General features: G+C 63.6%; 20 protein-coding genes. 13 read left to right on the top strand and 7 right to left on the bottom strand.

Annotated elements, in window-relative coordinates; translation table 11 throughout:
- The first annotated feature begins 101 nt into the window (after positions 1-101).
- The 4 genes from uraH to xdhC are packed head-to-tail and all read left to right on the top strand — an operon-like array spanning position 102 to position 5,189.
- Positions 102-473: a hydroxyisourate hydrolase gene (uraH, locus tag VGO12_RS17225; RefSeq protein ID WP_327513965.1), complete on the top strand. Its 372-nt coding sequence runs from the start codon at positions 102-104 to the stop codon at positions 471-473.
- 4 nt (positions 474-477) lie between these two features.
- A complete protein-coding gene (gene xdhA / locus VGO12_RS17220) occupies positions 478-1,956 on the top strand; it encodes a xanthine dehydrogenase small subunit (RefSeq protein ID WP_327513964.1) in 1,479 nt (492 codons plus the stop codon).
- A gap of 11 nt (positions 1,957-1,967) precedes the next feature.
- Positions 1,968-4,307: a xanthine dehydrogenase molybdopterin binding subunit gene (gene xdhB / locus VGO12_RS17215; RefSeq protein WP_327513963.1), complete on the top strand. Its 2,340-nt coding sequence runs from the start codon at positions 1,968-1,970 to the stop codon at positions 4,305-4,307.
- Between the two features lie 18 nt (positions 4,308-4,325).
- A complete protein-coding gene (gene xdhC, locus VGO12_RS17210; protein WP_327513974.1) occupies positions 4,326-5,189 on the top strand; it encodes a xanthine dehydrogenase accessory protein XdhC in 864 nt (287 codons plus the stop codon).
- Positions 5,190-5,221: 32 nt separating this feature from the next.
- On the opposite strand, the gene VGO12_RS17205 is transcribed toward xdhC, so the two are convergent.
- The gene (locus tag VGO12_RS17205; RefSeq protein ID WP_327513962.1) at positions 5,222-6,010 is read right to left on the bottom strand and encodes an NAD(P)H-dependent oxidoreductase; all 789 of its coding nucleotides are present in this window, start codon (positions 6,008-6,010) and stop codon (positions 5,222-5,224) included.
- A 94-nt stretch (positions 6,011-6,104) separates the two neighbouring features.
- Here VGO12_RS17205 and VGO12_RS17200 point away from each other — a divergent pair, with 94 nt between their 5' ends.
- Both VGO12_RS17200 and VGO12_RS17195 read left to right on the top strand, forming a co-directional pair.
- The gene (locus VGO12_RS17200) at positions 6,105-7,031 is read left to right on the top strand and encodes a LysR family transcriptional regulator (RefSeq protein ID WP_327513961.1); all 927 of its coding nucleotides are present in this window, start codon (positions 6,105-6,107) and stop codon (positions 7,029-7,031) included.
- Positions 7,032-7,358: 327 nt separating this feature from the next.
- Positions 7,359-7,787: a hypothetical protein gene (locus tag VGO12_RS17195; RefSeq protein ID WP_327513960.1), complete on the top strand. Its 429-nt coding sequence runs from the start codon at positions 7,359-7,361 to the stop codon at positions 7,785-7,787.
- A gap of 175 nt (positions 7,788-7,962) precedes the next feature.
- Here VGO12_RS17195 and VGO12_RS17190 read toward each other — a convergent pair whose 3' ends face one another.
- Positions 7,963-8,877: a LysR family transcriptional regulator gene (locus VGO12_RS17190; RefSeq protein ID WP_327513959.1), complete on the bottom strand. Its 915-nt coding sequence runs from the start codon at positions 8,875-8,877 to the stop codon at positions 7,963-7,965.
- A 147-nt stretch (positions 8,878-9,024) separates the two neighbouring features.
- On the opposite strand from VGO12_RS17190, the gene VGO12_RS17185 reads away from it, so the two are divergent.
- Positions 9,025-10,263 carry a urate hydroxylase PuuD gene (locus VGO12_RS17185; protein ID WP_327513958.1) on the top strand — a complete coding sequence of 413 codons (1,239 nt, stop codon included), beginning with the start codon at positions 9,025-9,027 and terminating at the stop codon, positions 10,261-10,263.
- Positions 10,260-11,612, top strand: coding sequence for a guanine deaminase (gene guaD, locus VGO12_RS17180; RefSeq protein ID WP_327513957.1), 1,353 nt, complete (start codon positions 10,260-10,262; stop codon positions 11,610-11,612). The genes VGO12_RS17185 and guaD overlap by 4 nt, the downstream gene beginning before the upstream one ends.
- Before the next feature lie 102 nt (positions 11,613-11,714).
- Here guaD and VGO12_RS17175 read toward each other — a convergent pair whose 3' ends face one another.
- A complete protein-coding gene (locus VGO12_RS17175; RefSeq protein WP_327513956.1) occupies positions 11,715-12,536 on the bottom strand; it encodes an IclR family transcriptional regulator in 822 nt (273 codons plus the stop codon).
- 170 nt (positions 12,537-12,706) lie between these two features.
- Between VGO12_RS17175 and gcl the strand changes: the two genes are divergently transcribed.
- From gcl to VGO12_RS17155, 4 genes are all read left to right on the top strand, one after another.
- Positions 12,707-14,491 carry a glyoxylate carboligase gene (gene gcl / locus VGO12_RS17170; protein ID WP_327513955.1) on the top strand — a complete coding sequence of 595 codons (1,785 nt, stop codon included), beginning with the start codon at positions 12,707-12,709 and terminating at the stop codon, positions 14,489-14,491.
- Between the two features lie 66 nt (positions 14,492-14,557).
- Positions 14,558-15,373, top strand: a complete 816-nt coding sequence (gene hyi / locus VGO12_RS17165; protein ID WP_327513954.1) for a hydroxypyruvate isomerase — start codon at positions 14,558-14,560, stop codon at positions 15,371-15,373.
- 5 nt (positions 15,374-15,378) lie between these two features.
- Entirely contained in the window at positions 15,379-16,263 is an 885-nt protein-coding gene (gene glxR, locus VGO12_RS17160; RefSeq protein WP_327513953.1) for a 2-hydroxy-3-oxopropionate reductase, read from the top strand.
- A gap of 189 nt (positions 16,264-16,452) precedes the next feature.
- On the top strand, positions 16,453-17,721 hold the full coding sequence (locus VGO12_RS17155; protein WP_327513952.1) for a glycerate kinase: 1,269 nt from the start codon (positions 16,453-16,455) through the stop codon (positions 17,719-17,721).
- A gap of 15 nt (positions 17,722-17,736) precedes the next feature.
- On the opposite strand, the gene hpaH is transcribed toward VGO12_RS17155, so the two are convergent.
- The 3 genes from hpaH to VGO12_RS17140 all read right to left on the bottom strand — a co-directional run bounded on the left by hpaH (position 17,737) and on the right by VGO12_RS17140 (position 20,101).
- Positions 17,737-18,540: a 2-oxo-hept-4-ene-1,7-dioate hydratase gene (hpaH, locus tag VGO12_RS17150; protein WP_327513951.1), complete on the bottom strand. Its 804-nt coding sequence runs from the start codon at positions 18,538-18,540 to the stop codon at positions 17,737-17,739.
- A 76-nt stretch (positions 18,541-18,616) separates the two neighbouring features.
- On the bottom strand, positions 18,617-19,231 hold the full coding sequence (locus tag VGO12_RS17145) for a LysE family translocator (RefSeq protein ID WP_327513950.1): 615 nt from the start codon (positions 19,229-19,231) through the stop codon (positions 18,617-18,619).
- 210 nt (positions 19,232-19,441) lie between these two features.
- On the bottom strand, positions 19,442-20,101 hold the full coding sequence (locus tag VGO12_RS17140; protein WP_327513949.1) for a response regulator transcription factor: 660 nt from the start codon (positions 20,099-20,101) through the stop codon (positions 19,442-19,444).
- 175 nt (positions 20,102-20,276) lie between these two features.
- Between VGO12_RS17140 and VGO12_RS17135 the strand changes: the two genes are divergently transcribed.
- Positions 20,277-21,965: an ATP-binding protein gene (locus VGO12_RS17135; RefSeq protein WP_327513948.1), complete on the top strand. Its 1,689-nt coding sequence runs from the start codon at positions 20,277-20,279 to the stop codon at positions 21,963-21,965.
- Here the strand turns inward: VGO12_RS17135 and pbpC are convergent.
- Positions 21,955-24,036, bottom strand: a complete 2,082-nt coding sequence (gene pbpC / locus VGO12_RS17130; RefSeq protein ID WP_327513947.1) for a penicillin-binding protein 1C — start codon at positions 24,034-24,036, stop codon at positions 21,955-21,957. The two genes, VGO12_RS17135 and pbpC, sit on opposite strands and share 11 nt — an antisense overlap.
- Positions 24,037-24,038: the final 2 nt, after the last annotated feature.

The following is a 24,038-nucleotide window of genomic DNA, read 5'->3' as shown; positions in this document are numbered from 1 at the left end:
CCAAAAAATTTGAAAGTCTCGAATGATCGGCTCGCTACCGGTGATGCCCAAATGCCGGAATACTGCGAGGTGGAAAGCTGACTTCGGGAGGAGCGAACTACATGCAATCTCATGGTGGAAACGCCGGCCGTCTGACGACGCACGTGCTGGATACGGCAAGCGGAAAACCGGCCGAGAGCCTGCGCATCGAGCTCTACCGGATCGATGGCGAGCGCCAGACGCACATCAAGTCCGTCCGTACCAACGACGACGGTCGTTGCGACGAACCGCTTCTCAGCGGCGAAGCGATGCAGACGGGCACCTACGAACTGCATTTTCATGCCGGGGACTATCTCGGCGGCAAAGGCAAACGGGGAGACAACCCGTTCCTTGACGTGATCCCGATCCGCTTCGGCATCGAAAACGCGGGCGCGCACTACCATGTGCCCTTGCTGCTTTCGCCCTTTGGCTACTCCACTTACCGCGGGAGCTGATGTGATGACTATCCAGATCCGCAACACAATCCGCTTCATTCTCAACCATCGTTTGGTCGAGCTCGCCGACGTATCGCCTGTTCAGACCCTTCTCGATTTCCTGCGCATCGACCGCAATCTGAAGGGCACCAAGGAGGGCTGCGCCGAGGGTGACTGCGGCGCCTGCACGGTGCTCGTCGGCCGCCTGCTCGACGGCAAGCTGAAATACGAGTCCGTCAACGCCTGCATCCGCTTTGTCGGCTCGCTCGACGGCTGTCATATCGTGACGGTGGACAGTCTCGCGCAGCCTGCCGGTCCGCTCCATCCGGTGCAGCAGGCGATGGTCGATACGCACGCCTCGCAATGTGGGTTCTGCACGCCGGGCTTCGTGATGTCGCTCTATGGCCTCTGGATGGAAAACGCCAAGCCGTCGATCGCCGAAATCGAGAAGGCGCTGCAGGGCAATCTGTGTCGCTGCACCGGCTATGTAGCGATCATTCGCGCGGCCGAGGCGATCTCGACGATTGGCGATGTCGGCAAGGACCCGCTGGTTGTCGAGCGTGAGCGTATCGCTGGCGAACTGGCGGCCCTCCAGGATGGCCGCCGGGTGGAAATCGGCTCGGAGACCGAGCGCTTCATTCTGCCTGGCTCGGTCGACGATTTCGCCGCCGTGCTCGAAGCCAACCCGAAGGCGACGATCGTTGCCGGCTCGACCGACGTCGGGCTCTGGGTGACGAAGTTCATGCGCGACATTTCCCCGGTCATTCACCTGACCCATCTCGAGGAGTTGCGGCGCATCACGGTTGAGACCGACGGCGTGGTGCTTGGCGCCGGCGTCAGCTATGCCGAAGCCTATCCTGTGATCGTCGAGCATTTCCCGCAGCTGACCGAACTCTGGGACCGCATCGGCGGCCAGCAGGTCCGCAACATGGGCACTGTCGGTGGCAACATCGCCAACGGCTCGCCAATCGGTGACACGCCGCCGGCGCTGATTGCGCTTGGCGCCTCAATCACGTTGCGCAAGGGCGCTCGCCGCCGCGACGTCGTGCTCGAGGACTTCTTCATCGCCTACGGCAAGCAGGACCGCGAGCCCGGAGAGTTCGTCGAAAGCGTTCGCATCCCCTTCGTTTCCGACAAAGCCCGCGTCGCCGTCTACAAGGTGACGAAGCGCCTCGACGAGGACATCACCGCCGTCTGCGGCGGCTTCACCATCACCTTCGAAGCCGGCCGGGTGGCAGACGCCGTGATCGCCTTCGGCGGCATGGCGGCCACCCCGAAACGCGCCGCCAATGTCGAGGCGGCACTGAAGGGTGCTGACTGGAACGAGGAGACGATCGAGCGCGCGGTTGCGGCCTTCGACCAGGATTTCACGCCGCTGACCGACTGGCGCGCTTCGGCGGAGTACCGCCAGCTGGTGGCGAAGAACCTGCTGCGCCGCTTCTATCTCGAAACGCAATCGAGCGGCCAGATCCGCCTCGATCGCACCATTGCTGTCGCGGTTTAAGGGAGGAAGCCATGAACGTGATGCAACCCATCGGCCGAATCCGCGGCGCTGTGCATGAAAACGAACGGCATGAATCCGGCCACAAGCATGTGTCGGGTACGGCCGAATACATCGACGATATCCCGGAACCCCAGGGAACGCTGCACGGCTATCTCGGCCTGTCGCAGCGCGCGCATGCCGATATCCTGTCGATCGACTTCGAAGCGGTGAAAAGCAGCGAAGGCGTCATCGGCGTGCTGACGGCCGCCGATGTTCCCGGCGAAAACGACATCAGCCCTGCCCACAAGCACGACGAGCCGATCTTCGTCACCGACAAGGTGGAGTTCCACGGCCAGCCGATCTTCGCCGTCATCGCCACATCGCGCGAAGCAGCGCGCCGGGCCGCGGCCAAGGTCAAGATCGACTATCGCGACCTGCCGCATGTGACCGACGTGCTCGAGGCTGCGGCCGCCAACTATCCGCTGGTGATCGATCCGCTCAAGCTCGAGCGCGGCGATATCGACGCGGGCTTTGCCAAGTCGAAGAACATTCTTCAGGGCGAGATGCGCATCGGCGGCCAGGATCACTTCTATCTGGAAGGCCAGATCTCGTTCGCCATCCCCGGCGAAGACGACGAGGTGCTTGTCTATTCCTCGACCCAGCATCCGGCAGAAACGCAGCACATGGTCGCGACCGTGCTCGGTGTGCCGTCGAATGCGGTGACCGTCAACGTGCGCCGCATGGGTGGTGGCTTCGGTGGCAAGGAGACCCAGGCCAACATCTTTGCGGCCGTCGCCGCTGTCGCGGCCAAGAAGTACCGCTGCCCGGTCAAGGTGCGGCCCGACCGCGACGACGACATGAGCGCGACCGGCAAGCGCCACGACTTCCACGTCGACTACAAGCTCGGCTTTGACGACGACGGTCGCATCGAGGCGGTGGACGCCGTGTTTTCGGCGCGCTGTGGCTACTCGGCCGACCTTTCGGGTCCGGTCACCGACCGCGCGCTGTTCCACGCCGACAATTGCTACTTCTATCCGAACGTCCGGCTGCGTTCGCGACCGCTCAAGACCAACACCGTGTCCAACACCGCATTCCGCGGCTTCGGTGGCCCGCAAGGGATGGTCGGCGGCGAGCGCATGATCGAGGATATCGCCTATGCCGTCGGCAAGGATCCGCTCGAGATCCGAAAGCTGAACTTTTACGGCGGCGAGGGGCGTAACCTCACGCCCTACCACCAGACCGTGGAAGACAACATCATCGGCCGGATCATCGAGGAACTGGAGACCTCGGCCGATTACGCCAGGCGGCGCGAAGCGGTGATCGCGTTCAACCGCGAGAGCAACATCGTCAAGCGCGGCATCGCGCTGACACCGGTGAAGTTCGGCATCTCCTTCACCAAGACCGAATACAACCAGGCCGGTGCTCTGGTGCATGTCTATACGGATGGGTCGATCCATCTGAACCATGGCGGCACCGAGATGGGGCAGGGGCTGTACACCAAGGTCGCCCAGGTGGTCGCCGACGAGTTCCAGGTCAACCTTGACCGGATCAAGGTAACGGCGACGACGACCGGCAAGGTGCCGAACACCTCGGCGACGGCCGCCTCGTCCGGCTCCGACCTCAACGGCATGGCGGCCGCCAACGCCGCCCAGCAGATCAAGGCGCGGCTCGTCAAATTTGCCGCCGAGCGCTGGAACGTCGCCGAAACCGATATCGCCTTCGAGCCGAACACGGTGCGCATCGGTGCCGAGCGCATGAGCTTCAACGAGTTCATCAAGATCGCCTATGGCGCCCGCATTCAGCTTTCGGCGGCCGGTTTCTACAAGACGCCGAAGATCCACTGGAACCGTTCGGAGGGCCGGGGACGGCCGTTCTTCTACTACGCTTACGGCGCATCGTGCTCCGAAGTCAGCGTCGACACCTTGACCGGCGAATACCAGGTCGACCGCACCGACATCCTGCACGACGTCGGCCGGTCGTTGAACCCGGCGCTGGACCTTGGACAGGTGGAAGGCGCCTTCGTCCAGGGCATGGGCTGGCTGACGACGGAAGAGCTTTGGTGGGATGTCAAGGGCCGGTTGCGCACGCATGCGCCCTCGACCTACAAGATCCCGCTTGCCTCAGACCGTCCTCGCATCTTCAATACCCGCCTTGCCGAATGGTCGGTCAACCGCGAGGAAACGATCCGCCGCTCGAAGGCGGTCGGCGAACCGCCGTTCATGCTCGGTATCTCCGTCCTTGAAGCCCTGTCGATGGCGGCGGCGAGCGTTGCGGAGTATCGTATTGCGCCGCGGCTCGATGCGCCGGCAACGCCGGAGCGGGTGCTGATGGCAATCGAGCGGCTGAGGGCAGCCGCACGGCAGAAAGGGTAACAGGGGCAGGTTGTCATGGTGGCAAGCCGCGAGGATATCAGGGACTTTCTCCGACGGGAGCCGGACTGCGTACTGGTGGAAGTCAGCGGTGCGGCGGGTTCGACGCCGCGCGACACCGACGCCTGGATGCTCGTCGCGCCCGAGGGCCTCTTCGGGACGATCGGCGGCGGACAGCTTGAGTATATGGCGATCGACCATGGCCGGCGGGCGCTGAAGCGCGGGGACGCGCTTCAGGCGATGACGATCCCGCTCGGTCCGGAGATCGGCCAGTGTTGCGGCGGGCGCGTTGCGCTCGCCTTCACGCGCATCGATCGGGAGAAAGCCGCCATGCTGATTGAACGCAGCGACCTGGAAATCGCCAGCCGGCCGCATGTCTATGTCTTCGGCGCCGGCCATGTCGGCGATGCACTGGCGCTTGCCCTGTCGCTGGTGCCGGTGCGAACCGTGCTTGTCGACACCCGCGAAGACGAGCTTTCCGCCGTCGCAGACATTCCCGGCATCGAAACCTGCCTGACGGCGATGCCGGAAGCGGTCGTCCGCGATGCACCGCCCGGCAGCGCCTTCGTGATCCTGACGCATGACCACGCTTTGGATTTCCTGATCGCCGCGGAGGCCCTTCGTCGCGACGACGCGTCCTATGTCGGCATGATCGGATCGAAAACCAAGCGCGCCACCTTCAAGAACTGGCTGTCGCGCGAAAGCGGCCGGCCGGATCTCTTCGACCGGCTGATCTGCCCGATCGGCGGCACGACCGTGAAGGACAAACGTCCGGCCGTCATTGCGGCGCTTGCCGCGGCCGAAGTCATGACCGCGGCGCTCAGCTATCAGCAGCCGGCGCAGGCGGAGCACGCCCGCCGGCCGGCCGCGAAGCTCGTGCGCTAGCAGCGCAACCATCAATCAAGGGCGCATCCCCGTTATTGTGCGGCATCGAGGTGAAGCGCAAAGCCGCGGGCATCCGGTGCGCCCACCTCCGGCCGAAGCTGAAGCGTCGGGATCACGTAGTCGCCGCCATTCTGCCGGCGATAGGGAATGGGCGCGGTGGTCGAAAGCGTGCGCATCCTTTGCCTCAGACGATCGGCCGTCGCCTCGAAACCCGCTTCGTCGAGACCGTCGACCCGGTAGGCGACAAAGGGCGGCAGCACGTCGTAGCCGGGATAATAGAGCACGCCGTGATTGATCGGAAACAACAGGTCGTCAATCGGCCCGTTGACCCCGCGCGAGGAGTAGTGTTCCTCCCATCCGCCGGTCGTTACGATCAGCATGGCCCGCTTTCCCGCAAGCGTGCCTTCGCCGAAGCGCTTGCCCCAGTATTTGTCGCTGTGTTCGCCGACGCCGTAGGCAAAGCCATAGGCATAGACGCGATCGACCCAACCTTTGAGGATCGCCGGCATCGAATACCACCACAGCGGAAACTGCAGGATCAGGGCGTCGGCCCAAAGCAGCTTTTCCTGCTCGGCCCTGACGTCGGCGGTGAGGCTATCGGTCGCAAAAGCCTCTTTCGAGGCACGGCTCGGTTTGAACCGCGCATCCGGGTCAAGCGCCGGGAAATCTGCACGGTCGATCTCGGACTTCCATCCCTCGGCATAGAGGTCGGTAACCCGGACCTCATGGCCTTCGGCCTCAAGCGCCCTGACGGCGACATCGCGCAGAGCGCCGTTGAGGGAGCGCGGCTCGGGGTGCGCATACACAAGCAAAACGTTCATGGTCGGGTGTCCTTCAGTGATGAACTGACACTTTAAGTAGACCCCGTTTCATCTATGCGGTAGGTGTCTGTAATGGATATGAATATGCCGAAAAATGGATAGATCGGATGTGACGCTTGAGCGCATGCGCACCTTCGTCCGCGTCGCCGAGCGCGGAAGCCTTTCGGCCGTTGCGCGTGAGCTTGGCATCGGCCAGTCTACCGTGACGCGGCAGCTGCGCGAGTTGGAGGAGGCGATAGGCGTACCCTTGCTCAGCCGCACCACCCGGCGCGTCACGCTGACCGACGAAGGCAGTCGCTACTACGCCAATTGCATCCAAGTCCTGCGATTGGTCGAGCAGGCTGGCGACGAGGCGCGCGGCACCCGTGGTGCTGCGGCGGGCACGATCCGCGTCTCCTGTACTGCTGCTTTGGGAGTGCTGCACGTCAGCCGGCTGATCTTCGCGTTCCAGGACAAATACCCCGACATCGGCGTCGACCTCAGCCTGACCGACGAGCGGGTCGATCTGGTGCGCGAAGGGGTCGATATCGCCCTGCGTCTCGGGCCGCTCACCGACAGCTCGATGAAGCTGCGGGCGCTTGGCGAAAGCCGGCGCGTGCTCGTCGCCGCGCCCGGTTATCTTGCGTCACGTGGTGTCCCTGTCTCACCACAGGAACTCTCGATCCACGAAGGCATCCGCATGTCCAACGTCGCCGGCAGCGACATGCTGAACCTTGAAGGGCCGGACGGCCGCAGCCGTCAGGTGCCGTTTTCCGGACGCTTTCGGATCGATCATGGCCTTGGCGCCCGGGCGGCGCTCGCCGCGGGTCGTGGCATCGCGCCCGCCCATCGTTGGCTTGTGGACGATCTGTTGGCGAACGGCCAGCTCGTGGAGCTTCTGCCGGATCACACGCTGCCGTCGGTGCCGCTCAGCCTGTTGATCGTGCCCGAGCGGGCGGGCATTGCCCGCGTCCGTCTGCTGGTCGATTTTCTTGTGGGGCACATCGGTGCGATTCCCGGGATTGAGAAAGCGAAAGCCTAGCGGCCGGTCGCTCGCAGTTTTCCATGCGAGACAGAGGCGCTGCCGATCCACGTGGTTTGGCCGATATGGAAGAGTTCCTAGCCCGAATGGATCGGTGTGAGCGCCCGCGCGCAGCAACACATACCAAAAATGTGTCGCTTACCGACTGTGCAACTCCTGCTTATTATAAAGCGGTTGCTAAAATAAAGTCGGTGACGATGCCGACCTTTAACGGAGTAACGCGTCCAGGGTTTCTTTGAGTGCTTTCAGGGCAGTTCGCATTCGACGCACTCGTACGGAGAAGGGGCGCTTTAACAAGGGGATACGACCATGAAGAGACTGACTCGTGTGTTGCTTTTGTCCACGGCATTCGCGGTGCTGACGCACTATAGCGCGCCGTTCATGATCGGCACTGCGCACGCCGATGGAGGAACCACCACCGGCGACGGCGGCACTGGTGGTACCGGTGGCGATAGTGGTACTGGCGGTGACGGCGGCTCAACCGGTGGCGACGGAGGCGGAACTGGCGGTGACGGTGGTAGCACGGGTGGTGACGGAGGCGGTACCGGCGGGGATGGCGGCTCAACCGGTGGTGATGGCGGCGGAACTGGTGGTGATGGTGGTAGCACGGGTGGTGACGGGGGCGGTACCGGTGGCGATGGCGGCGGTACCGGAGGTGACGGTGGCGGTAAGACCAAGCACGCAAACAACGGCTTCGGTAACGGCGGTGGCGACGGCGTGCCCGGTAAATCGAAACACAGCGATGTGAAACGCTGATATGAGCCTACTGAGGGCGGCCGTAGCTGCGGTGCGCCCTTTTTTTTGCGCTGATCGCCGGCTTAGGTGTCAGGGTGTGCAGTCGGCAAAGAAACAATCCGGACGGGAATGCGCGGAAGCGTCGGCCCGACCCAGAGCGTTCCTTATGCCCGGACGCCGAGGGGCGAAACGGCGCCTATTCCAGCGCCTTGCCGATCAAGCGTTGACAGCGCTCGGCCATGTAATCGATCATCAGCCGGACCTTCGGATCCTGGAAGCGCTTGTGCGGATAGATCGCCGCCAGTTGCACGCTGAGCGGGGGCGTATCGGCCAGAATCGGCACCAGCGCACCGGAATTGATGTGCGCCTTCACTTCGAACAGCGGCTTGTTGATGATGCCGCGGCCGTCGAGCGCCCATTGGGTCAGCACGTCGCCGTCGTCGGAATCGTAGGGGCCGGTGACCTCGAGCTTGCGCACGCCTTCCATCGTCTGGAGCGTCCAGAAAAACTCCTTCGAGCCGGGATAGCGCAAGAGCAGACAGTCGTGCTTGTCGGCAATCAGCGCTTGCGGGGTCTCGGGCACGCCGCGTTTCTCGAAATAGTCAGGCGCGCCGCAGATCACCCGCTCGCAATTCATGATGCCGCGCATGCGCAGGTTCGAATCTTCGAGGATGCCGAGTTTGAAGGCGACGTCGACGCCTTCAGACAGGATATCGACATTGTGGTCCGACAGGCGAAGCCGCACCTCGATATCCGGATACTTGTCGTGAAACTCGGGAATGCCTGACGCGATCAGACGCCGACCTATCCCCAGCGGCGCGGTAATCTTGAGCGCCCCCTTTGGATTGTGCGAGAGATCGGCGATCGCGTTTTCCGCTTCGTTGACCGCTTCGAGGATCTTCACGGCGCCATCGTAAAAGACGCGGCCGTGCTCCGTCGCAGTCAGCTTGCGCGTCGTCCGATTGAACAGGCGAACGCCCATATGGCGTTCCAACTCTTTGATTCTATTGCTTGCAACCGCCGGCGTCACGCGCTGGTCGCGACCGGCCGCCGACAGGGTTCCAAGCTCTACGACGCGTACGAAGACGCGCACATTGTCCAGATAAGACATGCCTTCGTCCCACTCCTCCAGGCTCTCTCTAGCCTATCCATTGCGTCGCTATTTTATAGATTTTTTTGAAAGTGTTGGTGAAGCAGCGACGTTCCCGCGACCTCCAGCAATGACACATAATGGCGGGAGGAGAAATGGGAGAATTTCATGTACGACTATGCCATCGCCTGGGATTGGCTGACCTTTGCCGTGAGATGGCTGCACGTCATCACCGCGATTGCATGGATCGGCTCGTCCTTCTATTTCGTCGCCCTTGACCTTGGTCTGAAGAAGCATCCCGGCCTGCCCGTCGGCGCCTATGGCGAAGAGTGGCAGGTGCATGGTGGCGGCTTCTACCACATCCAGAAGTACCTGGTTGCGCCGGCCAACATGCCCGAGCATCTGATCTGGTTCAAATGGGAATCCTATGTCGCGTGGCTTTCGGGCTTCGGCATGCTCTGCCTGGTCTACTATGCCGGCGCGGACCTCTATCTGATCGATCCGAACGTGCTCGATGTCTCCAAACCGGTGGCGATCGCCATTTCGCTTGCCTCGATCGCCTTCGGCTGGCTCGCCTATGACACGATCTGCAAGTCACCCCTCGGCCGCGACAACACCCGGCTGATGGTGCTTCTGTATTTCATCCTGGTTGCCATGGCCTGGGGCTACACGCAGCTCTTCACCGGCCGCGCAGCCTTCCTGCATCTCGGTGCCTTCACCGCGACGATCATGTCGGCCAACGTCTTCTTCATCATCATTCCGAACCAGAAGGTGGTCGTCGGCGACCTGATCGCCGGCCGCACGCCCGACGCCAAATACGGCGTGATCGCCAAGCAGCGCTCGACCCACAACAACTATCTGACGCTGCCGGTTCTGTTCCTGATGCTGTCGAACCACTATCCGCTGGCCTTCGGCACCCAGTACAACTGGATCATCGCCTCGCTGGTGTTCCTGATGGGCGTCACCATCCGCCACTATTTCAACACCCGCCACGCCAACAAGGGCAACCCGACCTGGACCTGGCTCGTGACCGCACTGCTGTTCGTTGCGATCATGTGGCTGTCGACCGTGCCGAAGATTCTCTCGGGCGGCGATGAGACAAAGATCTCCGCCGCGCAGCAGCCCTTCGTCGCGGCGGAAGCCTTCCCGAAGGTGCGTGACACCGTGCTTGGCCGCTGTTCCATGTGCCATGCCAAGGAACCGGGCTGGGAAGGCATGATCGTTCCGCCGAAAGGCGTGACGCTCGAGACCGACGCCGAGATCGCCAATCACGCCCGTGAAATCTACCTGCAGGCCGGCCGCAGCCATGCAATGCCGCCCGCCAACGTGACCGCCGTGTCGGATGAAGAGCGTCAACTCCTCGTTGCCTGGTACGAATCCGTCGTCAATGGAGGAAAGACCCAATGACCGATCTGCTGATCCGCGGCCGTGTGCTGACCTTCGTCGACGAGCCGAAAGGCATCGACGATGCCGCATCCTATCGCTACTTCGAAGATGGCGCCGTGCTGGTGCGGGGCGGCAAGGTCGCCGATATCGGTGAACACGCCGAAGTCGCCCGCCGCGCCGGACCGGGCGTCAAGGTTGCCGACCATCGCCCCAACCTGGTGTTGCCGGGCCTGATCGACACGCATCTGCACTTCCCGCAGACGCAGGCGATCGCGTCCTATGGCGCGCAGCTGCTCGAATGGCTGAACACCTACATCTTCGTCGAGGAGCAGAAGTTCCGCAAACCCGAGCATGCCGACTACATCGCCGGCCGCTTCATGGACGAACTCCTGTCCAACGGCACCACGACGGCAGTCGCCTATTGCTCGGTGCATCCTGAAAGCGTCGATGCCTATTTCGGCGCTGCGGAAGCGCGCGGCATGCTGATGATCGGCGGCAAGGTGATGATGGACCGCAACGCGCCCGACGCGCTGCGCGACACGCCACAGCTTGGCTATGACGAGACCAAGGCGCTGATATCGAAGTGGCATGGCCGTGGCCGCGCCCACTATGCCATCAGCCCGCGTTTCGCCATCACCTCGACGCCGGAGCAGATGGAGATGAGCCGCGTGCTCGTTCGCGAGCATCCGGAATGCTACGTCCAGACGCACCTGTCGGAAAACAAGGACGAGATCGCCTTCGCGACCTCGCTCTATCCGGAGGCCAAGGATTACACCGACATCTATGCGCGCTACGATCTTCTGACCCGCAAGACGCTGCTCGGTCACTGCATCTATCTGAGCGACCGCGAGATCTCCGTCCTTGCCGAGACAGGCGCCGTCGGCACTTTCTGCCCGACCTCGAACCTTTTCCTCGGCTCCGGGCTCTTTGACCGGGATCGCTTCGACAGACTTGGCGCCCGCTGGTCGGTCGCGACCGATGTCGGCGCCGGCACCAGCTTCTCGATGCTGGAAACGATGGATGAGGCCTACAAGGTGCTGCACCTGCAGGGCCAGCGGCTGACGCCGTTCAATTCCTTCTACCGCCTGACGCTCGGCAACGCCCGCGCGCTCGACCTCGAACATCGCATCGGCTCGCTGCATGTCGGTGCCGATGCCGATATCGTCGTGCTCGACAGTCGCGCCAAGCCATCGATGGAGTTGCGCATGCGGGTCGCCGGTTCGCTCGCCGAGGAGCTCTTCATCCTGCAGACGATGGGTGACGACCGTTCAGTGGCGGAAACCTATGTCGCCGGCAAGCCGATGAAACACGCTTCAAGCAGCGCGAAGGAAGCGGCAACGACTGCATCCAGAAACCTCGAAACAGCCTGATCGACGTTTCCAAACCGCCTCGCAAAACCGGAGCGGGGTGCGAGCCCAAATTCTCAAGACGCCGCGTGCCCCCTGGATGCGCGGCGTTTCTTTTCGACTGCGCTAAAGGTCTTCCGGACGCTTGCCGCCCATCGCCCTGGTGAGCGCGTCGGCGCGCTCGCGCACGATCGGGCCGAAGGTCGACAGCTTGTCGTCATTGACGCGAACCGACGGACCGGAGATCGAGATGCCGGCGATCGTTTCACCATATTCGTTGAAGATCGGGGCGGCGACGCAGCGCATGCCGAGCGTGTGCTCCTCGTCGTCGACCGACCAGCCGCGGTGGCGGATATCCTGGATATCCTTCAAGAGCGCCGGCAGCGTGTCGCGGGTCTTGTCGGTGAAGTGAGCGAGTTCGCGACCGTGGAGCAGCTGCGCGATCTCCTTGTCCGACCAGGTGGAGAGGATCGCCTTGCCAATACCGGAGGCATGTATTGGACCGCGGCGGCCGGGTCGGAAGAAGGCACGCATCGGCGCGTGGCTTTCGACCTGCGAGATGAAAACGACGTCGCCGCCTTCTTCGATGCCGATATTGGCCGTCTCGCCGCTTTCTTCCATCAGCCCCTTGAGGAACGGACGGCTGATGGTGCCGAGCTTGCGGAACCGCAGATAGGCGTTGCCGATCTCGAACGCCTTGAGGCCGACCGTCCAGGCGCCGGTGTCCGGGTCGTTCATCACCATGCCGTGGCCGGAAAGCGTTGTCAGCAGCCGGTGCACCGTCGATGGCGCCATGCCGGTCTCGTCGGCGAGCTGGGTCAGGGTCGAGCCGTCGCCCTCAGCCACGACCGTCAGGAGGGCAAGACTGCGATCAAGCACCTGGACCGATGAAGGGGCGGCATTCTCGCCTGCCTTACGTCCGCGTTTTCCCCTGCCGTTGCCGTCCATAAAAGCCTCTCTGCAAATCACGTCGCTCGCCATCATCCTCTATCAGGCCATGAAGCGATTTTCTCCAAATTGTTGAAGATCTTTATTTCCGCATCATGGAAATCAATTCCATTTTGATGTTGCGTATCGGGACCAATGGATTATGTTTTCAGGAAATTGGAGGAGTTCTCATGGCTAAGATGCGTGCCGTTGACGCGGCTGTTATTGTTCTGGAGAAGGAAGGCATCGACTGTGCCTTCGGCGTACCGGGTGCCGCCATCAACCCGTTCTATTCGGCGCTGAAGGCCCGCGGCTCCGTCCGCCACATTCTCGCCCGTCACGTCGAGGGCGCCTCGCATATGGCCGAGGGGTACACTCGCGCCAAGCACGGCAACATCGGCGTCTGCATCGGGACGTCGGGTCCGGCCGGCACCGACATGATCACCGGCCTCTATTCGGCCTCGGCAGACTCGATCCCGATCCTCTGCATCACCGGCCAGGCGCCGCGCGCCCGTCTCGACAAGGAAGATTTCCAGGCGGTCGATATCGCCAAGATCGCTGCACCGATCACCAAATGGGCGGTCACGGTCATGGAGCCGGCGCTGGTTCCCTTCGTCTTTCAGAAGGCGTTCCACATCATGCGCTCCGGCCGTCCCGGCCCGGTGCTGATCGACTTGCCGGTCGACGTCCAGCTCGCCGAGATCGAGTTCGATCCGGACACCTATCAGCCGCTCGAAGCGTACAAGCCCAAGGCGACGCGCGCCCAGGCCGAAAAGGCGATCGCGATGCTGAACGAGGCGGAACGCCCGCTGATCGTCGCCGGCGGCGGCATCATCAACGCCGACGCGTCCGATCTCCTGACCGAGTTTGCCGAAATCACCGGCATTCCCGTCATCCCGACGCTGATGGGTTGGGGCACGATCCCGGACGACCATCCGCTGATGGCCGGCATGTGCGGCCTGCAGACCTCGCATCGCTACGGCAATGCCAACATGCTTGCGTCGGACTTCGTTCTGGGCGTCGGCAACCGCTGGGCCAACCGCCACACCGGCAACGTCCCGACCTATACGGAAGGCCGCAAGTTCGTTCACGTCGACATCGAGCCGACCCAGATCGGCCGCGTCTTCGCCCCCGATTTCGGCATCGTCTCGGATGCCGGCGCGGCGCTGAAGCTGTTCCTCGACGTTGCGACCGAATGGAAGACGGCCGGCAAGCTGCGCGATTGGACCGGTTGGGCCGAAGAGTGCCGCGAGCGCAAGCGCACCATGCTGCGCAAGACGCACTTCGACCAGACGCCGCTGAAGCCCCAGCGCGTCTACGAAGAAATGAACAAGGCTTTTGGCCGCGACACCTGCTACGTCTCGACCATCGGCCTCAGCCAGATTGCCGGCGCTCAGTTCCTGCATGTCTACAAGCCGCGCAACTGGATCAACTGCGGCCAGGCTGGCCCGCTCGGCTGGACCCTGCCGGCAGCGCTTGGTGTCCGCGCCGCCGATCCGGATCGGACGATCGTCGCGCTCTCGGGTGACTACGACTTCCAGTTCCTGATCGAGGAACTGGCCGTCGGCGCCCAGCACAAGCTGCCTTACCTGCATGTGGTCGTAAACAATTCCTATCTCGGCCTCATTCGCCAGGCGCAGCGCGGCCTCAACATGGACTTCGAGGTCAGCCTCGCCTTCGACAACATCAACGCGTCGGGCGATGCGGAGAAGGGCTACGGCGTCGACCACGTCGCGGTCGCCGAAGGTCTCGGCTGCAAGGCGATCCGGGTGCGCAGCCCGAACGAGTTCCAGGAAGCGTTCGACCGGGCGCGTGCCCTGATGGACGAGCACCAGGTTCCCGTCGTCATCGAGTTCATCCTCGAGCGCGTCACCAACATCTCGATGGGCGCCGACATCAACGCCGTCGTCGAGTTCGAGGAACTGGCGCTGCGTGGCGAGGACGTGCCGACCGCGATCACGGCCCTGCTTGACTGAGGAAAATGCGGGCGGCCCGCCGCCCGCACGTTGCCCCAGAGAAAAACACGAAGGAGGAGACATCGCATGGCGAAGTTCGCTGCGAACCTGACAATGCTGTTCAACGAGGCGCCGTTCCTCGACCGTTTCGCTCTTGCCGCCAAGGCCGGCTTCGAAGGCGTGGAGTATCTGTTTCCCTACGAATTCGAAAAAGTGAGCCTGCGCGCCGAGCTTCAGCGCCACGGCCTGACCCAGGTTCTGCACAACCTGCCGGCCGGCAACTGGGCCAGCGGCGAGCGCGGTATCGCCATCCTGCCGGACCGGATCGACGAGTTCCGCAAGGGCGTTGCCAGCGCCATCGATTATGCGACAGCGCTCGATTGCAAGCAGGTCAACTGCCTGGTCGGCATTGCGCCCGCGGGTGTCTCGGAACAGGTGCTGCGCAACACGCTGGTCGCAAATCTCAAGCTTGCTGCAAGCGAGCTCGGCAAGCACGGCATTCGCCTTCTGATCGAGCCGATCAACGACTTCGATATTCCGGGCTTCTATCTGAGCACGGTCGAGCAGGCCGCCTCGATCATCGAGGAGGTTGGCAGCGACAACCTGTTCATCCAGTACGACCTCTATCACCAGCAGCGCACCCAGGGTGAGCTGATCGGCACCTACAAGCGCTTCGCCGGTCTGATCGCGCACGTTCAGCTGGCCGACAATCCGGGCCGCAACGAACCGGGTACCGGCGAAATCAACTATCCCTTCGTCTTCGACGCGCTGGAAGCCGCCGGCTACGACAGCTGGATCGGCTGCGAATACAAGCCGCGCACCACGACGGCCGACGGCCTCGGCTGGCTCGGCACCGAGCGCCAGCGAACCCAATCCGCAGACATCATCAAGATCAGGAGCTAAGCACCATGGCAACAATCGGTTTCATTGGACTGGGTATCATGGGCACGCCGATGGCGCGCCACCTGCAGGACGCCGGCCACACCATCGTCACCTCGAAATTCGTCATCCCGCCGCGCCAGGAACTGCTGGATGCCGGCCTCAAGTTCGTCGAGACGCCGAAAGCACTGGCAGAGGCCGTCGACACCATCATCCTGATGCTGCCGGATACGCCTGAAGTGAAGGACGTTCTCTTCGGCGAGAACGGCGTCGCCTACGGCCTTTCGAAGGGCAAGCTCGTCATCGACATGAGCTCGATCTCGCCGATCGAGACCAAGGAATTCGCGAAGAAGGTTCGTGAAACCGGCGCCGAATACATCGACGCTCCGGTTTCCGGCGGTGAAGTCGGCGCCAAGAACGCCTCGCTGTCGATCATGGCGGGGGGCAGTGAAGAAAGCTTCGAACGCGCCCTGCCGCTCTTGAAGCTGATGGGCAAGAATATCACGCTGGTCGGCGATTGCGGTGACGGCCAGGTCACGAAGGTTGCCAACCAGATCATCGTCGCGCTGACGATCGAAGCGGTTTCCGAAGCCCTCGTCTTCGCGTCCAAGGCCGGCGCCGATCCGGCGCGCGTTCGCGAAGCGCTGATGGGTGGATTTGCCTCCTCGCGCATTCTCGAAGTGCATGGCGAGCGCATGATCAAGCGCACCTTCGACCCGGGCTTCCGCATCTCGCTGCACCAGAAGGACCTGAACCTGGCGCTGCAGGGGGCCAAGTCGCTCGGAATTTCGCTGCCGAACACGGCTGCGACCCAGGAGCTCTTCAACAACTGCGCCGCCAACGGCGACAGCGGCCTCGACCACTCCGGTCTCGTCCGCGCACTGGAGCGTATGGCGAACCACCAGGTCGCCTGAGCCGCCAGCGCGCGCAGCAATGCACATGACCCGTCCGGCATCCCATTGTTTTGGCCGGTCATGTGTCCGGGCGGCGGTTGGAGGAACCGCCGCCCGAGACCTTCTTGCAATTCCAGCTGCGTTCTTGCTCTGGGATGACATACAAGAGCGGGGCATCATGGGCGATGCGACCTGCTCCGGGGGAGAACAATGCCAGCCATCACCGATCCACGCCGTTTCCTTGAAGCGCTCTTTACTTCAGCAGTTGCCGCGGCCGATCCGGAAAAGGTGATCGCCGCCAATCTGCCGGCGCGGCCGAAGGGGCGAACGGTGGTCGTCGGCGCCGGCAAGGGTGCAGCCCAGATGGCCGCCGCCTTCGAGCGCCATTGGGATGGGCCGCTCTCCGGCGTTGTCGTCACCCGCTACGGTTATGCCGCTCCGTGCGAGCGGATCGAGGTTCTGGAAGCATCCCATCCGCTGCCGGACGAAAACGGGCTTCAGGCCGCCAAACGGCTGCTTTCTGAGGTCGACGGTCTGACGGAGGACGATCTTGTCGTGGCGCTCGTCTGCGGTGGCGGTTCGGCGCTGCTGCCTTCGCCTCCGCCCGGCCTGTCCCTGGAAGACGAGATCGCCGTCAACAGGGCGCTGCTTGTCTCCGGTGCGCCAATCAGCGCCATGAATGCCGTGCGCAAACACGTCTCGATGATCAAGGGCGGCAGGCTCGCCGCAGCCGCTTATCCGGCGAAGGTTGTATCGTTGATTGTGTCCGATATTCCGGGCGACGATCCGGCGCTGGTCGCATCCGGCCCGACGCTTGCCGACGCCAGCACGCGGGAAGACGCGTTGAAGCTCATCGACCGTTACGGCCTGGATCTGCCTGGCAATGTCATGGCCTGGATCAGAAGTGCCGACAGTGTCGCACCATCCCCTGACGATCCGCGCTTTGCTCGAAACGAGGTTCGGCTCATCGCATCGGCCGCCGTGTCGCTCGAGGCCGCAGCCGACGAGGCGCGGGCAGCCGGCATCGAAGCGATTATCCTGTCCGACGCGATCGAAGGCGAGGCGCGCGATGTTGGCGGCGTGCACGCGGCGATCGCGCGCGAAGTCGCCGGTCGAGGCCGGCCATTCAGCAAGCCGGTCGTCGTGCTCTCGGGCGGCGAGACGACGGTGACCATTCGCGGCAAGGGCAAGGGCGGCCGCAACAGCGAGTTCCTGCTGGCGCTGGCGCTTGGCATCGATGGCGCCAAGGGCGTGTCGGCGCTGGCCGCCGACACGGACGGCATCGATGGCTCCGAAGACAATGCCGGGGCCTTTGCCGACGACACCACCATTGCGCGGCTTGCCGCGCAGCGGCTGGATGCGGCGGGCCTGCTGCAGAAGAACGACAGCTGGTCGGCTTTCGATGCGCTCGGCGATCTCTTCAAGCCGGGACCGACCGGCACCAACGTCAATGATTTTCGCGCCATTCTGGTGCAGTAGGCGCTGCTTCCAGATCTAAGCGAAGTGGCAGCTCACCGTGCCGTAGGCGCCGAAATCGGCGACGATCGTGTCGCCGCTCGCAGCTTCGATGGTGCGGATGAACGAGCCTGACAGCACGATCTGTCCGGGCTCGATCGCGTCGCCGCATTGGGCCAGCCGGTTGGCAAGCCAGGCAATGCCGCGGGCCGGATGGTTGAGCACGCCGGCTGCAAGACCCGTCTCCTCGATCACGGCGTTGCGCGAGACGATCGCGCCCATCCAGCGCATGTCGACGGTATCGGGACGCACGGCGCGGCCGCCGAGAACAAGACCGCCATTGGCGGCATTGTCGGAGATGGCGTCGACGATGGTCCGGGCCTTCTTGGTCTTCGGATCGGACCGCAGGATGCGGGTGTCGAGGATTTCGAGCGCCGGCATCACGTAGTCGGTGGCGTTCAGCACCTGCACCAGGCTGACGCGGGGGCCCTTGAGGCCGGTTTTCATGATGAAGGCGATTTCCGCCTCGACGCGCGGCTGGATGAAGCGATCGGCCGGAACGGTTGCGCCGTCGTCAAACAGCATATCGTCGAAGAGCACGCCGGAATCGGGCGTGTCGATGCCGAGCGCCTGCTGCATGGCGTTGGAGGTCAGACCGATCTTCCAGCCGATGATCCGGTGGCCGTCGTCTCGCTTGCGCCTGGTCCAGGCCGCCTGCACGGCATAGGCGTCATCCACCGTCATGTCTGGATGCTTGAGCGAGAGCAGCCCGATCTGTTTGCGATCGCGCTCGGCCTGATGCAGGCTTTCGGCGGCTTTGGCAATCTCGGTCGCATTGAGCATGGTCAGGCCCCTCCACTCCAGCGTGTCACACGATACACCAAGGTTGCCGTTGCGACACGGGCCGTCTTTCGCCGCTTCAGCTCGGCTGGCTTGCCAGCATCAGACCGAGGCCGATGAGGATCGAGCCGCAGGCGCGCGGAACCAGCCGGCTGCCGCCGCCCGTAAAACGTCCGAGGGTGAGCGAGGCGATCAGCACGGCCGCGATATCGGCGATCGACAGGGCAAGGTTGACCAGGAGCCCGAACATCAAAAACTGCATCGACGCCGGCATGGACGCGGCGGGATCGACGAATTGCGGCAGGAAGGTCACGAAGAAGAGGGCCGTCTTGGGATTGAGGATCTCGACGACGATGCTGTCCCTGAGGACGCCGGGCTTGGCTGCTTCGGCGTGAACCGCATGTTTGCCTGCGCCCAGCAGCATGGTCGCGCCGAGCCACACGAGATAGACCGCACCTGAGAGCTTGATGACGACGTAGGCGAGCGGCGCGTGATGCAAGAGGGCCGCAAGCCCCAGCGTGGCCGCGGCGATATGGACGTAACATCCGATATGGATGCCGAAGGCGGCGAGGAAACCTGCCTTGCGTCCATGCGCAAGCGTCTGGGCCGTCATGTAGAGAATGGCGGGTCCCGGCATGCAGGCAAAGATCGCCGTGGCGAGCGCAAACGACATCCAATGCTCGAGTGAGGGCATGGCAGATCCTCCAGAAAATCACGGCGCCGCTGTTGCGCGGCATTCCATCTCGACGCTTCGAGATCGGGTCCGTTTCCGGCAGGAGAACTACGCTTGGTTGTGGACGGGCGATATACGGCAGGTGCCGTGTATCGCAGCTGGTGTGTGTTCGCTTATGGTGTGGTGGTTAAGGGAATGTGACCGTCGAGGCGTGGAGAGCGAGTGGCGCTGTCAGGAGATCGGCAGGCCGATGCGCACCGCGTAGGCGGCGACTTCAGCCGCACTGTGCAGGCTGAGCTTGCGCATCAGGTTTTCGCGATGCTTGCGCGCCGTCAGCGGGCTGATGCCGAGGCGATCGGCAGTTTCGCGCGCCGTCAGCCCCTGGGCTGCAAGCGAGAGGATCTGCATTTCCCGCCGTGTCAGCGGAATGGGCGAAAGCGCGGCATCCGCCGCCGGAGGGTCCTGGTGACGGTCGGGTTCGCTGACAGCGAAGCGAATGGATTGGCTGAGATACACCTCGCCGCGCGATACGGACTCGAGTGATGCGGCGAGTTCGGAGGGGTCACCGCTCTTGGTAAGGTACCCGCGGGCCCCGGCCTCGATCGTCGCGCGCACGGTTCTCGGCTCGACATTGGCGGTCAGCACCAGGATTTTCGTTCTCGGGGCGATCGTCTTGAGTTCGGTGATGAACTGCACGCCTGCGACCCCCGGCATCCCGAGATCGAGAAGGATGATGTCGGCGCCACTGGTGCGCACCAGATTGACCAGCGCCTCGCCGTCAGCAGCCTCGGCAACCACCGATACATGCTCCATGGTCGAAAGCAGCAGCTTCAGACCCTCGCGAACGATGGCGTGGTCGTCCGCCACGATGATCGTCAGCGGTTTACGCATGAGAGAAACCCTTTATGTATTTTTCAGCAATTTGGCAGAGTTACTGCGTGGAATCAGGAGAGGATGGGCAATGGAGACTCGGGAGCATTTGCAGCCTCTCTTGATAGACCTTTTATTTCGTCAATCATACGCGGTGCTGTTCGCAAATTTCGCTATTCCACTGCCGGTTGCTTATGTGCTCAGCGAATGGGTACCGGCGAACCTGCTTCTCAGCTGGATTGCAGCGCTCTACCTGCTGACGTTCTTTCGCATATTTCTCGACCGGTGTTACCGGCGCGCGGCCGATCAGCGGCGAAGCCAGGACTGGCGGCAATGGGCCTGGCGCTTCACGCTGCTTTCGTGGGCGTCGAGTGCGCTGTGGGGTGCGCTCGCCTGGTTTGCCTTCCTTCCGCAGGAGCCGCAGACACTCGCCTTCGTCTGCATCGTCATCACGGGCATTGCGAGCGGCGCGGTTCCTTCGCTTTCGGCCTTTCCGCTCGCCTATGCCGGCTCGCTTCTGGCCATGCTGCTTCCGTTTGCGATCCGATGCCTGATGGGCGACGGGCCGATCTACGACACCTACCTGGTCTTCACCGTCTGCCTCTTCGGGGTCGACCTCTATTATAGCCGTGTGACGCACCGCACCCTTGCCGAAACCGTGCGGCTGCGGTTCGAGAACCTGTCGCTGATCGGGGATCTGAAGGAGGAACGCGACAGGGCGCAAAGTGCGGATCGCGCCAAGTCGCGTTTTCTTGCCGCCGCCAGCCACGATCTGCGCCAGCCGATCCACGCGCTCGGCCTCTTCATCTCGACGCTCGGGGTGCTCGGCCGAAACGGCGACGTGCCCGCCAAGAGCGCACGTGACCTCGCCGAGCGGGCACGTTCGGTCATCGGCAGCCTGTCCGGTCTTCTCGACGCGCTGCTCGACATTTCCAAGCTTGACGCCGGTGTCTTGACCGTGACGCGCGAACCGATGGCGCTCAGGCGCATGTTTGCCGATCTGCGCGTGGAATTTTCCGGAGTTGCCAAGGGGCAGGGGCTGGATTGGCGCGTCGTCATGACCGACATCTGGGTCGATACGGATCCGATGATGCTGAAGCGGATTCTCGATAATCTCGTTTCGAATGCCTTTCGCTGCACCCAGGCCGGTACTGTGATGATCGGATGCCGCCGTCGCGGCATGACGGTGGAAGTCCAGGTCTGGGACACGGGCGTCGGCATTCCACTCGCCGACCAGCAGTCCATCTTCGAGGAATTCGTTCAACTCAGAAACCCGACGCGCGACCGGGCACAGGGACTTGGCCTTGGCCTTGCCATCGTGCAGCGTACAGCGCAGTTGCTCGGGCACCCGATCAAGGTGGTCTCCCGGGAAGGGCGTGGATCGATGTTTTCGATCACCTTGCCCGTGACAGCGCCGATCGCTTCGCCGCGCAAGGGACGCGCACATCCGATACCGGCCCGCCACCAGGGCGGGATCGTCGTCATCGACGACGAGCGTGATGCCATGGATGCGACCGCGCTGCTTCTGCGCACGCTCGGCTATCGTGTCTATGCCGGCCGTTCGGCTGCCGCCGCTCGCCACGCGCACACGAAAGCGGCGCGCCGTGGCGATGCCCCGGTCGACATGGTCGTCACCGACTACCATCTGCGCGACGGGCAGACCGGCATCGATGCCCTCGGCGAAATCACGACCTATCTCGGGCGCAGCGTGCCGGCCCTGATCCTTTCCGGCGATACATCCTCCGCTCGGCTGAAGCAGGTGACCGAAAGCGGCTACCGCCTGCTTCACAAGCCGCTCGACGCGACGCGGCTGGAGGAGGAGATCGCCGCGGCACTCAAGGGTGTGGGCGGTGAGGTCGGCGAGGTTAGCGCAGCTATTCGATAAAGACGCCGACGCTTGCTGCCCGCCCGACGGCATCGATCACAGTCAGCGTCGAGTAACCGGCGCCATCCGGTTGCCATTGCGTGATACGCCTGCGCGTCAGTTCGGGCAGCGGTTTGCCGTTGGCGAGCCAGCGGAAAGGCGCGCGACCGCCCTGGAGCTTCAGTGTCAGCGGCGAGATCGCTTGGTGGCCTGCGCCGAGCTCGACTCGCGCGCCCTCCGGCGGGAAGACGATCTGTGGTGCCGGTTCGCGGGCAGACGCGTTGACGAGACCGCTTGCGGTCAACGAGAAACGGCGCTGGCTGACGGGTAGCTCGGCTTGCGAAATGCGGATCGCGCCGGCCGGCGCATCGGGCAGAGGCGTCACGCCGAAGCCTGACTTGGCAAATCCTTCAAAGAGTATGGGCGCAGCACTAGCGTAGCCGGTGAGGCCGGGAACGGCGCCATTGTCGGGACGCCCGACCCAGACGCCGAGCACATGGCGGCCGTCATAGCCGACCGACCAGGCGTCGCGATAGCCGTAGCTCGTGCCGGTCTTGTAGGCGATCCCGCGCTGCCGGCTGCCGGTCGGCGGCAGAACGCCCGAGAGCGCATCGGAAACCTGCCAGACGGCAACGGGCGACAACAGAGGCTCGGCCTCGATCAAGCCCGCCTTGCCCTCGACGCCGTCGCCGAGCCGGATCGGGAAACCGCGATTGGCAAGCGTGGCGTAGAGCTGGACGAGATCGCGCAGCGAAAGGCCCACGCCGCCAAGGCCGATCGCCAGCCCTGGCGCTTCGCCGGTGGGTAGAGCTGGCCGCACTTCGGCGCGACGGAAGCGCATCATCAATTCGGAAGGGCCGACCGCGTCGAGCAAGCGGATCGCCGGCACGTTCAGCGACAGCTGCAGCGCCTCGCGCACGCTGACATCGCCCTGATAGCTCATGTCGAAATTGCGCGGGCGATAGCCGAAAAAGTCGGCCGGCCGGTCCTCGATGATCGTTTCCTGGCTGACCAGACCCTCCTCGAAGGCGAGGCCATAGATGAAGGGCTTGAGGGTCGAGCCGGGCGAACGGGTGATGCGTGTCATGTCGATCCAGCCGGATCGGCTGGCGTCGAAGTAATCTGCCGATCCGACCGAGGCGACGATCTCTCCGGTTCGCGCATCGGCCATGACCATGGCGACGGAAACCTTCGGGCCGAGTTTCGCTGCACCTTCTCGGGCGACAGCCTCGAGATTGCGTTGCACGGCAAGGCGTAGGGTCGTCTGATGGCGAACGGACTTGGGATCCTTGCGAAGGGCACGCTCGGCCAGATGCGCGGCATAGGAGGGAAGCTGCAGGCGGCGCGACGGCACGGAGGTTGCAACGGCGCGCTCGGCCTCACCGTCACCAATGACGTCGGCGACCGCTAGGCGTGCCAGCACCCGCTCGCGGGCCGCGACCGCGGCCGCGTGGTTGCGGTCCGGGCGGCGCTTTTCCGGCAATTGCGGCAGCGCCACCAAAAGCGCCGCTTCGCCGGCCGTCAGTCGCTTCGGCTCCTTGCCGAGCCAGGCGAGGCTTGCGGCGCGCACACCCTCGATGTTGCCGCCGTAAGGGGCGTGAGTGAGGTAGAGATTGAGGATCTCGTCCTTCGAGAGGCGGCGTTCGATCTGGATGGCACGGGCGATCTGCAATAGCTTGGCCGTCACCGAACGCTGCTGGCGCGGCTCGATCAGCCGGGCGACCTGCATGGAGAGCGTCGAGGCCCCCGATACGATGCGGCCATTGGTGACGAACTGCAACGCCGCGCGGCCGAGCGCGAGGAAATCGACGCCGGAGTGCTCCCGGAACCGTTGGTCCTCGTAGGCGATCAGCATCTTGACGAACTGCGGATCGACGTCGTCGACGGTGGTCTTCAGCCGCCAGAAGCCATCGGGCGTTGCGAAGGCGCGCAGCAAGCGCCCTTCCGCATCGTCCACCTCGCGCGAGACGACGTCCGCCGCCTCGATCGGTGGCGGAAACGCCTCGTCGGCCTTCTCGATCGCATAACCCGTCAGCCCCGTCAGCAGGAGTGAGACGGGCAAGGCGATCAGCAGTTTGCGCCCAATCGACATGA

The sequence above is a fragment of the Ensifer sp. genome (assembly GCF_035999135.1).
Classification (GTDB): domain Bacteria; phylum Pseudomonadota; class Alphaproteobacteria; order Rhizobiales; family Rhizobiaceae; genus Ensifer.
This window is presented reverse-complemented; position numbering and strand designations above follow the sequence as displayed.

Excerpts from the sequence above, each read along its gene's own strand:
- VGO12_RS17140 (WP_327513949.1), bottom strand. The coding sequence starts at position 20,101 with ATGCGTAAACCGCTGACGATCATCGTGGCGGACGACCACGCCATCGTT.
- hpaH (WP_327513951.1), bottom strand. The coding sequence starts at position 18,540 with ATGCTCAATGCGACCGAGATTGCCAAAGCCGCCGAAAGCCTGCATCAG.
- xdhB (WP_327513963.1), top strand. The coding sequence starts at position 1,968 with ATGAACGTGATGCAACCCATCGGCCGAATCCGCGGCGCTGTGCATGAA.
- VGO12_RS17175 (WP_327513956.1), bottom strand. The coding sequence starts at position 12,536 with ATGGACGGCAACGGCAGGGGAAAACGCGGACGTAAGGCAGGCGAGAAT.
- glxR (WP_327513953.1), top strand. The coding sequence starts at position 15,379 with ATGGCAACAATCGGTTTCATTGGACTGGGTATCATGGGCACGCCGATG.
- pbpC (WP_327513947.1), bottom strand. The coding sequence starts at position 24,036 with ATGTCGATTGGGCGCAAACTGCTGATCGCCTTGCCCGTCTCACTCCTG.
- VGO12_RS17155 (WP_327513952.1), top strand. The coding sequence starts at position 16,453 with ATGCCAGCCATCACCGATCCACGCCGTTTCCTTGAAGCGCTCTTTACT.
- uraH (WP_327513965.1), top strand. The coding sequence starts at position 102 with ATGCAATCTCATGGTGGAAACGCCGGCCGTCTGACGACGCACGTGCTG.
- guaD (WP_327513957.1), top strand. The coding sequence starts at position 10,260 with ATGACCGATCTGCTGATCCGCGGCCGTGTGCTGACCTTCGTCGACGAG.
- VGO12_RS17185 (WP_327513958.1), top strand. The coding sequence starts at position 9,025 with ATGTACGACTATGCCATCGCCTGGGATTGGCTGACCTTTGCCGTGAGA.
- xdhA (WP_327513964.1), top strand. The coding sequence starts at position 478 with ATGACTATCCAGATCCGCAACACAATCCGCTTCATTCTCAACCATCGT.
- VGO12_RS17205 (WP_327513962.1), bottom strand. The coding sequence starts at position 6,010 with ATGAACGTTTTGCTTGTGTATGCGCACCCCGAGCCGCGCTCCCTCAAC.
- VGO12_RS17200 (WP_327513961.1), top strand. The coding sequence starts at position 6,105 with ATGGATAGATCGGATGTGACGCTTGAGCGCATGCGCACCTTCGTCCGC.
- gcl (WP_327513955.1), top strand. The coding sequence starts at position 12,707 with ATGGCTAAGATGCGTGCCGTTGACGCGGCTGTTATTGTTCTGGAGAAG.
- VGO12_RS17145 (WP_327513950.1), bottom strand. The coding sequence starts at position 19,231 with ATGCCCTCACTCGAGCATTGGATGTCGTTTGCGCTCGCCACGGCGATC.
- VGO12_RS17190 (WP_327513959.1), bottom strand. The coding sequence starts at position 8,877 with ATGTCTTATCTGGACAATGTGCGCGTCTTCGTACGCGTCGTAGAGCTT.
- hyi (WP_327513954.1), top strand. The coding sequence starts at position 14,558 with ATGGCGAAGTTCGCTGCGAACCTGACAATGCTGTTCAACGAGGCGCCG.